9 protein-coding genes are annotated in these 13,690 nt (G+C 36.8%); 7 read left to right on the top strand and 2 right to left on the bottom strand.

What is annotated here, in order from left to right:
* Window positions 1-3 precede the first annotated feature (3 nt).
* The 6 genes from VIO64_RS06550 to VIO64_RS06525 all read left to right on the top strand — a co-directional run bounded on the left by VIO64_RS06550 (window position 4) and on the right by VIO64_RS06525 (window position 7,867).
* A complete protein-coding gene (locus VIO64_RS06550; RefSeq protein ID WP_331916387.1) occupies window positions 4-549 on the top strand; it encodes a LytR C-terminal domain-containing protein in 546 nt (181 codons plus the stop codon).
* A gap of 127 nt (window positions 550-676) precedes the next feature.
* Window positions 677-1,015, top strand: coding sequence for a ribosome silencing factor (rsfS, locus tag VIO64_RS06545; protein WP_331916385.1), 339 nt, complete (start codon window positions 677-679; stop codon window positions 1,013-1,015).
* Window positions 1,016-1,056: 41 nt separating this feature from the next.
* Entirely contained in the window at window positions 1,057-3,531 is a 2,475-nt protein-coding gene (leuS, locus tag VIO64_RS06540; RefSeq protein ID WP_331916383.1) for a leucine--tRNA ligase, read from the top strand.
* 186 nt (window positions 3,532-3,717) lie between these two features.
* Complete coding sequence (locus VIO64_RS06535; RefSeq protein WP_331916381.1) at window positions 3,718-4,497, top strand: helix-hairpin-helix domain-containing protein; 780 nt, start codon at window positions 3,718-3,720, stop codon at window positions 4,495-4,497.
* A gap of 149 nt (window positions 4,498-4,646) precedes the next feature.
* Window positions 4,647-5,672 (top strand): GerMN domain-containing protein, encoded by a 1,026-nt coding sequence (locus VIO64_RS06530; RefSeq protein WP_331916379.1) that lies wholly within the window; start codon window positions 4,647-4,649, stop codon window positions 5,670-5,672.
* A 92-nt stretch (window positions 5,673-5,764) separates the two neighbouring features.
* Window positions 5,765-7,867: a heme NO-binding domain-containing protein gene (locus VIO64_RS06525; RefSeq protein WP_331916377.1), complete on the top strand. Its 2,103-nt coding sequence runs from the start codon at window positions 5,765-5,767 to the stop codon at window positions 7,865-7,867.
* 25 nt (window positions 7,868-7,892) lie between these two features.
* Here the strand turns inward: VIO64_RS06525 and VIO64_RS06520 are convergent, their stop codons facing one another.
* The gene (locus VIO64_RS06520; RefSeq protein ID WP_331916375.1) at window positions 7,893-9,704 is read right to left on the bottom strand and encodes an anti-sigma-I factor RsgI family protein; all 1,812 of its coding nucleotides are present in this window, start codon (window positions 9,702-9,704) and stop codon (window positions 7,893-7,895) included.
* A 63-nt stretch (window positions 9,705-9,767) separates the two neighbouring features.
* Window positions 9,768-10,541, bottom strand: coding sequence for a sigma-70 family RNA polymerase sigma factor (locus VIO64_RS06515; RefSeq protein ID WP_331916373.1), 774 nt, complete (start codon window positions 10,539-10,541; stop codon window positions 9,768-9,770).
* A gap of 913 nt (window positions 10,542-11,454) precedes the next feature.
* Here VIO64_RS06515 and thrS point away from each other — a divergent pair.
* Entirely contained in the window at window positions 11,455-13,395 is a 1,941-nt protein-coding gene (gene thrS / locus VIO64_RS06510) for a threonine--tRNA ligase (RefSeq protein WP_331916371.1), read from the top strand.
* Window positions 13,396-13,690: the final 295 nt, after the last annotated feature.

Here is a 13,690-nt window from a genome sequence, read left to right as displayed (position 1 = left end):
GAAATGGCAAAATCCAATAAAAAGAATATATTAAATCATTTTGAACATATTTTTCTCTTGTTTGGCTCCATAGTAATTATTGTTGTCTCACTTGTGGTGGCTGTGAATTTTACCAAAGATTCCAGGATTTTTGCCAAGGACAAGCCGGCAGCACAAAAGACAGTGACAGCTAAAGAAAAAAAAGAAGTGCCAAGCACTGCTGCTGAAGTAAAAAAGGAAGAGACTGACGCTACTAAACCAAAGAACCAGGAGACAACAAGCCCGAAAAACGAAAGAAAGACATCGGAGATTAAGGTTGAGATAATAAACAGCACAGGCAAAAAGGGTGTTGGTACTACTCTCGGAAATACCCTTAAAAACAGCGGTATTAAAGTTATATCGGTTATTTCGGGAAAAGTCACAACCAAAACAAAAGTAATAGAAAGAAACGATAATGGCTATGGCGATGAGGTAATAAGCTTAATAAAAACAGGCAGATTGTCCAAGGAAAAGATAAAAAATTCCAATGTAGATGTAACAATTGTATTAGGTGCTGATTATTTGCCGTGATTTTTTAGACATTAAAAAATGATTAATAAAAGACATGCAAAACATATTGTTCACAAATAATATTATTAATAGTATAATTCATTTATAATTATGCTTAAAATTTGATGGTGAGAGGGATGAAACAGTATTGAATTCAAAAGAAATGGTTGATAAAATCGTAGAGATTTTAGATAGTAAGAAAGCTAAGGATATAAATGTTATAAGCATTGAAAACATATCTATTTTGTCTGATTATTTTGTAATTTGCAATGGTACTTCCTCAACACATATTAAAACACTAGCCGATGAGTTGGAAGAAAAAATGGAAGAACAGGGCTTAAGATGCTTTCACAAGGAAGGCTATAACAGTGCAAGATGGATATTACTTGATTACGGTGACGTTATTGTTCATATATTCCACGAAGAGGACAGGGGCTTTTACAATCTTGAAAGGCTTTGGTCCGATGGTGTTTTATCATATAAATAAAGAATAAAAATCAAAGCTCATTATTACAATGGAGGTACCCTATGCATTATAACTATAGAGAAATAGAAAAGAAATGGCAGAATTTATGGGAGAAAAATAAAGTATTTAAGGTCTCCGACAATGACAAGGAAAAGTACTATGTACTTGAGATGTTTCCATACCCATCGGGAAATCTTCATATGGGTCATGTGAGAAACTATTCGATTGGTGATGTTGTTGCCAGGTACAAGAAAATGAATGGATTTAATGTCCTTCATCCAATGGGATGGGACTCATTTGGATTGCCGGCTGAGAATGCTGCAATAAAGAGAGGAATACACCCCAACGACTGGACCTGGTCCAACATAGAAAACATGAGAAGGCAGCTTAAGGAGCTCGGTATAAGCTATGACTGGGATAGGGAAGTTGCCACATGTCACCCGGATTATTACAAGTGGACACAGTGGATGTTTTTACAGCTTTACAAAAATGGTTTGGCATATAAGAAAAAATCATTCGTAAACTGGTGTCCTTCATGTACAACTGTTCTCGCCAATGAGCAGGTTGTAAACGGAAAGTGCGAACGTTGTAAATCCGATGTGGGAAAAAAAGATCTTGAGCAGTGGTACTTTAAGATAACGAAATATGCCCAAAAGCTTCTGGATGATATACAAATGCTGGACGGTTGGCCGGAAAAGGTCAAAACAATGCAGCAGAACTGGATCGGTAGGAGCGAAGGCGTAGAGGTAGATTTTAAGGTCGACGAAATGGATAAATCCGTTAGAGTTTACACAACAAGGCCTGATACTATATATGGTGTTACCTACATGGTTATTGCACCGGAACACTCCATTGTAAAAGAGCTGATAGAGGGAACAGAGCAGGAAGAGCAGTGTAAAGAATTTATTGAGAAGATGAAGTTCTTAAATGAAATAACAAGAACTTCAAATGAGACTGAGAAAGAAGGGGTATTTACCGGAAGGTATGTCGTTAATCCTTTGAACGGGGATAAGGTGCCTTTGTACCTGGCAAATTACGTATTAGCTGAATACGGCACTGGTGTGGTAATGGCAGTTCCGACCCATGACCAGAGGGACTTCGAATTCTCTAAAAAATACAATCTTCCTTTAAAGGTTGTTATCCAGCCGGAGGGTGTTACTCTTAATACTTCTCAAATGGAGGCTGCCTTTGAGGAAGTTGGCTACCTGGTAAACTCTGATAAGTTTGACGGAATTAAGAGTGACGAGGCTATAGGCAAAATAATTGATTACATCGAAGAAAAGGGATTCGGAGAAAGAAAGATAAACTTCAGGCTCAGAGACTGGCTGATATCAAGGCAAAGATACTGGGGAGCTCCAATTCCGATTATATATTGCGATACTTGTGGATCTGTACCTGTGCCAGAAGAGGAATTGCCTGTCATTCTTCCAACGGATGTTAAGTTTACAGGTGTTGGTGAGTCGCCGCTTGCAGGCAGCCCATCATATGTTGCTGCCAAATGCCCCAAATGTGGAAAGACAGGCAGAAGAGAAGTTGACACAATGGATACCTTTGTGTGTTCATCCTGGTATTATTTAAGGTATACAGATCCTTGTAACAGTAAGGAGCCCTTTAGTAAGAAGAGCACCGATTACTGGATGCAGGTAGACCAGTATATCGGCGGCGTAGAGCATGCGATATTGCACCTTTTGTATTCAAGATTCTTTATGAAGGCATTGTATGACATGGGCTTTGTTTCACAGGAGGAACCCTTTAAAAATCTCCTTACCCAGGGCATGGTTCTTAAGGACGGTATCAAAATGTCCAAATCTGTAGGCAATGTTGTTAGCCCGGAGGAGATAATTGAAAAGTATGGGGCGGATACAGCAAGATTATTTATACTTTTTGCTTCACCTCCAGAAAAAGACCTTGAATGGAGCGATCAAGGTGTTGAGGGATGTTATAGATTTATTAACAGGGTCTGGAGGATAATCGGCGAGTTTTTACCGCTTATTAAGGATGCCGGGGAAATTGATAAAGCATCATTAAATGAGCAGGATAAGGAAATACGCTATGTTATAAACCATACCATTAAAAAAGTTACTGATGATATAGGTGAAAGGTTTAATTTTAATACAGCTATAAGTGCTGTTATGGAGCTCATTAATGCTCTCTATGCTTATAAGGAAAAGGTTAGTGATGAGCAGAAAAATAAGGCTGTGCTCAAGGAAGCGGTTGACAGTCTGGTAATTATGCTGGCTCCGTTTATTCCACATGCAACAGAAGAGCTGTGGAGTCTTATAGGAAGAAGCGGCAGTGTCCACGATCAGCAGTGGCCTAAATACGATGCAGAAGCACTGGTTAAGGACCAGATCGAAATAGTGGTACAGATAAACGGAAAGGTCAGAGATAAACTTGTCGTTCCGGCAAAATTAAACCAAAAAGAATTAGAAGAAACTGCCCTCAGCAATGATAAAGCTAAAGAGCTCATTGAAGGAAAAACAGTAGTTAAGGTTATTGCTGTTCCAGGCAGGTTGGTTAATATAGTTGTTAAATAATACAACAAGGTAGAGCTTATAGTAGCAGGGTGATACAAAACTTACTTTACAGTTTTGTATCACCCTGCTTGCTTAATGTTTAAGGAAAAAAGGATTTTTTTATTTATACGAAGAAATAATATACCTGAATAAATAATTTTTTGAATACCTTGATCCAAAATATCAAAGTTTATGGAGGAAATTGGTATGGAATTTAAAATTTTTGGCAGAGAAATCTATGTCAATAAGGGTATAATTGCAGTATCAATTCTTATTTTGTTGGCAGTGTTAGGTGTAATCGGATATTTGGTAAAGGTTGGTAATGAACCTATCATATTTTTACCAAAGGAAGGAAGTGCTGTTAGCACAACTAATGAGGCTGTCAGAACTCCAGGAGAAAATAAGTTCCCCAGTCCTACACCCGCAGAAATCCAGGAACAAATTAAGGTATACATAACAGGTTGTGTAAAAAAGCCTGGGATAGTAACGCTTACTAAGGGACAAATGATCTTTGACGCGGTTAATGCAGCAGGCGGATTAACAGATGAGGCAGATAAAAATATCAACATGGTATATGTTCTAAATGATAATGTCTGGATTGACATTAAGTCTAAAAAAGAAGCTGAGAGGGCTGTAGAGGTTAAATCTTCGGATAATGGGAAAAGCTCCAAAAATAGTTCAGACATCGGCAATAAATCGGAAGCCACGGTGAACAACGCGGGGCAAGGCATTAAAATTGTCAAGGACAGCGGCGGTTTGGTAAGTAATGAAAAAAATGAGGCAGCTGGTGGGAAAATAAATATAAATACCGCAACGGCAGAAGAAATGGATGCAGTTTTACCTGGAATAGGTCCTGCAATTGCGGCCGATATTGTTGAGTATCGTAACAAACACGGGAAGTTTAAGTCGATAGAGGACTTGCTTAATGTTCCGGGGATAGGTGAGAGCAAATTAAATAGGATGAAGGAACTTATCACGGTTTCATGAGAATTATGGAAGAAAGCTTCCTTTGCTGTTTGAAGGTGTTGTGCTATAATTATCTATAATCTATGTATCTAGTGAAAGGGAGGATAAAGCTTGTATTGTAGAAAATAATGAGGATTAAAAATTATTTCTATAAAGCAAGTTAAATTGGTATGATAAGAAAATTAGCCGCATTATTGACTTTTATTATGCTGTTTACATTTACTGCATGTAGTTTTGATGCAAAAAACAAAACAACAAAATCCAATCCGGACGGAATTGTATCTCAAGGGCAGGACGAGCCTAGCGATAAGGAAAACGGTAATAGCATGGGTGATAGTGAGGACAGTAAAACGACAAGACAAAAGGTGACATTGTATTTTTCCAATATAGACAATACTGCTTTGATCAAGGAAATAAGAGACATTGAAATTAGTGAAATGGCTGTTTTAAGGTCAACAGTGGAGGCGTTGGCAATGGGCCCTAAAAATTCGGAACTCAAAAAAACCCTGCCTGACGGAGTATCAATATTAGGTATAAGAAGGGATGGAAAAACTGTTGTCGTGGATTTTTCAAAAGAGTACAACGGTAAGCAAGAGGGTATAACAGAGGAGTTTAAAAGAATTTCGGTTGTAAACACCTTAACGGCAATCGCCGGTATTGAAAAGGTTAAGATAATGGTTGAAGGGCGTGAATTGGTGAACTCCAACGGAAAAGTATTTGGGGAAATGGATGAGGTTGATCTTGATAAGAGCGGTAAACCTCTTAAGGAAAAGTCGCAGGTCATAACAGTCTATTTTGGAAGCCCTGATACGGATTTTATTGTTGGCGAAAAGAGAAAAGTATCTATCAATGTAAATGGTTCTTTGGAAAAGGAAATCCTGGAGGAGCTTTTAAAAGGGCCTCAGAATAAGGATTTATACCCTATAATACCGGAAAATACTAAGGTTTTATCAGTAACTACATCTGAGGACGGAACATGTAAAATTAACCTTTCCAAGGAGTTTCAGAGCAATGCTTTTGCAGGCTCAGCAGGTGGTGCAATAACTATAAACTCTATAGTGAACTCTCTGACGGAGCTAAAAACAGTTAAAAGAGTTCAATTCCTCATTGAGGGTAAGGTTGTAGAGACATACTCAGACATGGGATTTGATAAGCCTTTTTATAGAAATGAAAAAATCATAAAAAATGCTAATTGATAGTCGCCATTTAGACGAAATATTTGCTATACCCGATACTATATTGTTGAGTTTTAGTATAACAAAATTTGATACAGGTGTGGTGAATATTAATGAAGGGTACTGTCATAGCTACTTGGATTCAAACTGCAAGAATTATGTATGGCGAAGATGTTGTTATAAAGGCAATGGAAGAGGTTGGATGGGAGAAAAACAAAGTATTCAAATCCAGTGATTCGGTAGATGATGTAAAGGCCAAGCAGCTTATTCAAAAAATAGCATATATAAAGGGCTTCAGTGAAAGCGATACATGGAAGGATATCGGGAGGTATAATATCAGTACATTTTCAAGTGCCTATCCTTCCTTTTTTTGTCATGAGAATCTGTATATGTTTTTATGCTCTATGAATGAGGTTCACAGGATAATTACAGAAAAGCTGCCTGGTGCCAGACCTCCCTATGTTTCTATTGAAAAGGTGTCTCAAAAGGAAGCTATTTTTACTTATAGATCATCTAGAATGATGCCGGATTATATGAAGGGATTGTTAGCGGGGTCAGCTGACTATTTTAAAGAAAAGATTGAAGTAACTGAAATCGAAAATACAGGGGCTGAATGTAAGGTAAGGATCCTATTTGAAAATCCCATAGAAGATACTAATACGAGTAACAAAAGAACTTTTAGCCTTCGCGGCATTAAAGGCAAAGCAATGCTATTCTTTTCTTCAAATGTACTACTTTTTGTTTCCCTTATTGCAGCCTCAAACTCTGGTTTTGCAGCTGCAACAGCAGCTATGGCATTCGGGATTATGGCATTGAACATGGGATTTGGTGCCTATGCTTATTTCAGGTATATTAAGCCTGTCTTATATTTAAAAAGCATTGTTATGGATATGGCACAGGGAAAAAGGGGATTGGAGAAAACGATTTCTGTCCAAATTGGTGGCGAGGCTGGGGAGATAGTAAAATATCTGAACAAATTTACAGGGAACATGAGTGGAATAATGAAGCAGATATACAATAAAGCATCAAACCTTAGTGACTCCTCTGCAAACCTTCTGAAAACATCTGATATAATGCAGAATACCAGTATGGATATCGATGATAAGCTGAATTTGGTGAGCGGAAATGTAAGTGATATTTCAGCAAGAATAGACTTGACAGCTGGCGCAGCAACTAATACAAGCAGAAATGTAAATGTAATTGCTTCATCTGTCGAGGAAATGAGTGCAACAATCAGAAATATTGCAAAATCATCTGAACAGGCCTCAACAAGTGTTAATGGTATTTCCGGTGGTATGAATCAAATCTCGGACAGTATTGGAAGTGTATCAGAGAGTGCGAGGAATATATCGGTTTCAGTTAATAATATTGCAAATTCGGTAAATGAGATGAATATTTCTCTTGCTGAGATTTCCAAAAGTTGCAAACGTTCAATTGTAATAACAGAGGATGCCAGAGGAAAAGCAAATAAAACCAACAGGATTATAGATGATTTAGATGGTTTGTCCAAGCAAATCGTAAAAATAATAGATGTAATTAATGATATAGCTCGTCAGACCAATTTACTGTCACTAAATGCTGCCATAGAAGCAGCAGGTGCAGGAGAGGCAGGAAAAGGTTTTGCTGTAGTTGCAAATGAAGTTAAAGAGCTTTCAAGACAAACATCAAATTCTACTGAAGAGATTCGCAGTCAAATAGAAAGTATGAGAGAAAAGATGAATGAGGCTGTTGTGGCGGTGGAAACCATAACAGATGTAGTTGTCGAGATAACAAACTTATCAAATATTATTGCTTCGGCAGTAGCTGAACAGTCAGCTGTAACCGGGGATATTTCCAAGTCTGCCATAATAGGTGCGGAGAAAATTAACCTGATAACAGAAAAAATTGGGGAAATAGCTTTAAAATCCCAAGGTGCAGCGAAAGATGCCTGGGAGGTTTCTGAGTCAACAAAGGATTTTGCAAGGGCAGTATCAGAACTGGCCATTGCAGCAAATGAAGCAGCAATGGGCTCAGACAGTTCGTCAAAAATGGTAAAAGAAGTTGCATCAAATTCAGAGGAAATATCGCTTGGTGCAAAGGAGATATCGAATGCTGTAAGCGATATAAGCACTGCTTCAAAGGACACATTTTCTGAAGCAAAAAGCATTAATGCAACTGCAAAAACTCTGGCAGAAATTTCACAGACCCTTGAGTATTATACCGAACAATTTAAATAAAGGATATAACCTAGGTGCATCAATGCTACCACTGGGGATACTTAAAAGTAGGCTTAGTCATCGGTGTTGATTTTGGGTATGGAGTATTTATATCCTCAGGCTTTGTATAGGTAAAGTGGGTTGGTGACATCTTTGGAGGATCAAACCAAATAGGCGGTATTGGTGTAGGGAACACCCAGGGGTTTTTGGGAGTTGGTATAATCTTACTTGGCATTGATGGCGACGGTGTAGTTGTTGAGACAGCTTCTTTGGTATGGCCCGCCCATGCTAAAGTTGTAAATGTCTGAGTAGTACTTCCAAAGTACATGTTAACCACAACTTTAAATTGATAGCTGGTATTTGGCTTCAAACCTTTAATGGTAGCTGATATATCAGCAGGAAAATCATCCTCATAGATAGATGCAGCCATTTTTACATACATTGGGTTGCTTGTTTCCCAATAAACCAGTGAAATATTACAATTACCGCCATAGAAATATTTATTCTGCTCAAATTTTATTACCTTACCGCTTATAAAAGCACTTGATGATGTTATCTCAGAAGCGGGATTTATAGAAATTTCTACAGGTGAAGTAAAGCCAAAAGTAGGCAGAGGCGAAGGTGTCAATACATGTGCTGGTGTAGTATGGGCAGCTGATGTATGAATAGGACTGTCCGATTGCCTTTTTGGCGTTGGTGTGGCTTTACTTTCAGTATAGCTAGGCCATTTATTTGTAAAGCTAGGTGTAGTGTATACCGGAACTACAGGCGTCGTCGGAACCGGATGCAGTTTTGTTAAGTCATATGTAGGAACAGCAGCTGTAGGTGTAGGGTATTCGAAGGTTAGTATAACCGGTGTGTTCTTTGATATATTCGGGGTTTGTCTTGGTATAGGAGTATTAATTGTTCCTCCTGTAGAAGTGTTATTATCCCCGTGCCCTTGGTTATTGGATTGGTTAAATCCTTCATTTCCTTTTGGCTTATCATCTCTGTTATTGTATTTTGGTAAAGTATTTTCATTTTTATGGATATCTTCATTAATAACTACATTTTGCTTGTCGGCAACTGTATTGTTGGTTATATCGGACATATCCGCCTTTTTGATTATTCCGCCTATAGAACCTTCTCTAATGTCTTCAATGGACATGTTTATTCCTTTACTCTTGGATTCGATATATGTTATGTATCTGCCCATCGAAATGTTGTTTTCAGATGCAATTTTGTATGTCTTTGAATCTACTTTAATAATCCTTTTGTTTATTTTAAGGCTATCCAGTTCTTTTATGTCTTTTCGTACGTTCTGTACCAGGCTGTCAAGACTAGACTGGTCACGGTTGTCGGACCCGTCCGGTTTAATTGAAGCGGAAATCACCAAATATTCTTCTTTATTGTCAGTTGTAAATCCCAACTGCTTTGATTTCTCAACAATAGTAGTCAGTGCATCACTTAATGATTTATTCTTTAAATCTGTGCTTCCGATAATCTTTCTGGTGCTTGTATTGTTGGAATCAACCTTAACAACTTTATTTTGTTTGTCTATATTTAAGCGCACACTTAGGTTTGTATCAACATCTATATATGCATATATTTCACTGGAGGAATGTATAAAGTTAGTATAAAAAGTAATACAAAGTAAAACAATAGCAGCTGCAAAACCCGAGGCAATTGCTCCAATTCTTAAATAGTTCGGTTTTCTGCTTTTTGCGGAAATGATTTCATGGTCTGAAAAGCAAATCTCCTGCCCCAGCTCAATCATATCAGAACGCTTTTTTAACTTGTAAAAATCAAGATCCTCAGTCATTACTATAACATCTGAAGATAGAATGCTAAATATATAGCCGACCCTATACAAATTCATTACCTCTTTTCTGTTAAATACCATATGTATAATAACATAAATAAAAGTCAATTTTTATTATAGTCAGTTGTTGTTTTCATCAACACTGTAGCTTTTGTGCTTACCGCTGGCAATTATTCTATTTCTTAAAAAATCGAAATCTTCATTAAAAATTAAGCAAGCAGCTATTATAAATTTACGGTTTCTTTCTATAGTTCTTCTGCTGACAGATGTCACCTTTAGAAGATCATTTACAGGTATACTTTTCTGGGCTAGTAGCTTGTTGTAGATTTCTTTTCTGGAAAAAATCTCATTTGCAATACCTATCAAAAGATCTTTGGAATCTTTATGCTTTGGCCCCGAAGTAAGCAAATCTTCAAAGGTAATGCCAAAATCATTAAGCTTTTTTGTTAAATGTGCAATCTGTTCTTTTCTTTCGATAGATTCATATACCTGATTTGAATCAATCTTCAGGTAACGTTCTTCAAAGTCTTTATTATTCTCGTTATCAAAATATGTAAATGGATAGACGTTTTTGTCCTTGATGTGTTTTTTATAATGGTTTATAAGCTTCCATTTTATATTTTGTTTGGAAAAACTCAAAAAATTACCGTTTGTTTTTTCATTAAAATTATCGATGGCCTCATTAAAGGCTATCAATGCGATGGAGAATTCTTCACTCTCTTCAGGGTAAATATATTTGCCCGTAATCTGAGAAACTACCTTGGCTATAAAAGGCTTATAGTCATTTAGGAAGCATTCCTTTAACTCTCTGTCACCCTTTTTAATTCTAATGATAATATCATTTATACTTATGTCTTTCGATTTTTCCTTTTTGTAATGGAAAAAATTAAGCAAGATTTCACTTCCCCTTGAAATTAACTCTTCAGAATGGTTTACTGAACTGTATATAGTCTCTATATCAGTAAACAATCTTTAAATCAATCAGCTTTATTTTCAAGTATTATGCAGCATTATATGTTTATTTGCTGCAAATTCTATTAAGGTCCCCCAGTTTTGTAGATGAACTTAAGTCATACATATATGTATTTGTTCTATTTATTTAAGGTATAAAGACTAACTTAGGTATGATTAAAAAATTACTTCCGCTTTTGAGCAGGTGTTGACGAGCTAAGTCAACACAAAAGCGAAATTTATAGCGGGAGTTATTTTTTTGATCGTGCCTTAATTATATTATACAAGAAAAGTTTTATTTTTAGGTGGGTTTACAAAAAAATATATGAATTTTATCAGGTCATCTTTAAAATTCAACTTATAAATATCAAATGCATAATATATTGATATACATCAGATGCATAATTGTGCCAATGGCTAAATACTTTAGGGCTGTTGACAATGTTTTTTTATACGGATATAATATGCTATATAAATTTAAATATTATTATTAAGCATTGATGAGAAGAGTAGATTTTAAAGTTTCCTCAAAGAGAGAAGACATCTTTATTATAGGCATTAAAGTTTGTTTTTGATTAGCACTTTTAAGGATATTATATGTGATTAATCAGTTAGTGCCGATATAAAGGCTGGAAATGTTTTCAGGAAAGTAAAATTGAAGACCACCTCTGAGCTTAAACGTTGACATACGTTATAGTTATTTAGGTTTAATAATTGATAAGTATCAGCTATTAAATGTCTAATTCTAAGTAAAAATTAGGGTGGAACCACGGGATATAACTCTCGTCCCTTACGTTGTAAGGGATGGGAGTTTTTTGAATGTTATAGGAAATTATGTGTGATAGGAGGAATTAAAATGGTTAAAGTACAGTTAAAGGATGGAAGTGTAAAAGAATATAACAAAGGCATAACAATCAAGGAAGTTGCGGAGAGCATCAGTGCCGGCCTTGCAAGAGTAGCTCTTGCCGGAGAAGTTGATGGGCAGGTAAAGGATTTGAGCTTTAAGCTTGATAATGACTGCAAACTAAGCCTTCTTACATTTGATAATGAAGGAGGAAAGCATGCTTACAGGCATACTACTTCACACGTTATGGCCCAGGCGGTAAAAAGACTATACCCAAATGCAAAGCTTGCAATAGGGCCGTCTATAGAGACAGGATTTTATTACGATTTTGACATGGATACTGCTTTAGCATTGGAGGAGATTCAAAAAATAGAAAAAGAGATGGAAAAGATAATAAAAGAGGATCTTCCCCTTGAAAGATTTACTCTGCCTAGAGATGAAGCTATTAAGTATATGGAGGAGAAGGGTGAATCTTACAAGGTTGAGTTGATTAAGGACCTACCTGAGGGAGAGGAAATATCCTTCTATAAGCAGGGAGACTTTGTAGACCTGTGTGCAGGCCCTCATCTTCCCTCAACAGGAAAAATAAAGGCCTTTAAGCTCCTTTCCGTAGCAGGTGCTTACTGGAGGGGAAGCGAGAAGAATAAAATGCTTCAGAGAATCTACGGCACATCCTTTGCCAAAAAAAGCGAGCTGGACGATTATATTACCAGGCTTGAAGAGGCTAAGAAAAGGGATCACAACAAGTTGGGCCGCGAGCTGGAGCTGTTTACCACAGTTGATTATATTGGACAGGGTTTGCCTATTTTGATGCCAAAGGGTGCGAAAGTCATTCAAATTTTGCAGCGTTTTGTAGAGGATGAAGAGGAACGCCGCGGGTATATGCTTACAAAAACACCGTTTATGGCGAAAAGCGATTTGTATAAAATATCAGGGCATTGGGACCATTATCGTGACGGTATGTTCGTTATGGGCGACGAAAACGGCGACAGCACAGAAGTCTTTGCACTGAGACCGATGACATGTCCTTTTCAGTTTCAGGTATACCTTGCAAGACTTAGAAGTTATAGAGAGCTGCCAATGAGGTTTAATGAAACATCAACATTGTTCAGGAATGAATCTTCAGGCGAAATGCACGGATTAATACGTGTACGGCAATTTACAATTTCAGAAGGGCACATTGCATGTACTCCCGATCAGTTGGAGCAGGAATTTGCCGGATGCGTTGATCTTGCAAACTTCATGCTTAAGACTGTAGGACTGGACGAAGACGTATCCTACCGTTTCTCAAAATGGGATCCTAACAATAAGGAAAAGTATATCGGAACAGAAGAACAGTGGGAAGAAGTACAAAACAGAATGAGGCAGATACTTGATCACCTTGGAATAAATTACAAGGAAGAAGAGGGAGAGGCTGCTTTTTACGGTCCAAAGCTTGATATTCAGATAAGGAATGTTCATGGTAAGGAAGATACTTTGATTACTGTGCAGATAGACTTCCAGTTGGCAGAAAAGTTCGGTATGCAGTATATTGACAGTGACGGGCAAAAGCAATACCCTTATGTAATTCACAGAACTTCCATAGGATGCTACGAAAGGACTCTTGCACTCCTTATTGAAAAGTATGCAGGTGCATTCCCTACCTGGCTGTCACCTGTACAGGTAAAGATATTGCCATTAATTGAAAAGCATCATGGTTATGCCCTTGAGCTTAAAAAGATGTTTGAAGAAAAGGGAGTAAGGGTTGAAGTAGACTTGAGAAATGAAAAAATAGGTTACAAAATAAGAGAAGCACAGCTCGATAAGGTTCCTTACATGGTAGTATTAGGGGATAAGGAAATGGAAAATAAGGCAGTTGCAGTCAGGTCAAGAAAAGATGGTGATTTGGGTGCTATGCCGACAGATGAATTCTTAAATAAAATTCTTCTTGAAATAGCTCAAAAAAGTAAATAATTGTTAATGCTAGGGGGCTTTGCCCCCTGTTTACTTTCAAAGCTCAATGTCTCTTTTTTTAGTTATTCCTAACTTATATATTCTGGAATCTCTCCTGACCTATAGTAATAAAATGTATTTATTTGCTATATCTGATAGATTATCTTCTATAAAAATAATAAATAATAAGCCCATATAATACAATTTATAAATATAATTTACAATTTTCTTGCTAACGGGTATAATTCTTAATATAAATATTTAATATACTTATTATTACAAAAAATGTAGAAAAAATTTTAAAATTTATTTAATA

Source organism: Pseudobacteroides sp. (genome assembly GCF_036567765.1).
Classification (GTDB): Bacteria; Bacillota; Clostridia; order Acetivibrionales; family DSM-2933; genus Pseudobacteroides.
This window is presented reverse-complemented; position numbering and strand designations above follow the sequence as displayed.

Coding starts and splice junctions, on each gene's coding strand:
- VIO64_RS06550 (WP_331916387.1), top strand. CDS start 4: ATGGCAAAATCCAATAAAAAGAATATATTAAATCATTTTGAACATATT.
- leuS (WP_331916383.1), top strand. CDS start 1,057: ATGCATTATAACTATAGAGAAATAGAAAAGAAATGGCAGAATTTATGG.
- VIO64_RS06535 (WP_331916381.1), top strand. CDS start 3,718: ATGGAATTTAAAATTTTTGGCAGAGAAATCTATGTCAATAAGGGTATA.
- VIO64_RS06530 (WP_331916379.1), top strand. CDS start 4,647: ATGATAAGAAAATTAGCCGCATTATTGACTTTTATTATGCTGTTTACA.
- VIO64_RS06525 (WP_331916377.1), top strand. CDS start 5,765: ATGAAGGGTACTGTCATAGCTACTTGGATTCAAACTGCAAGAATTATG.
- VIO64_RS06520 (WP_331916375.1), bottom strand. CDS start 9,704: ATGAATTTGTATAGGGTCGGCTATATATTTAGCATTCTATCTTCAGAT.
- thrS (WP_331916371.1), top strand. CDS start 11,455: ATGGTTAAAGTACAGTTAAAGGATGGAAGTGTAAAAGAATATAACAAA.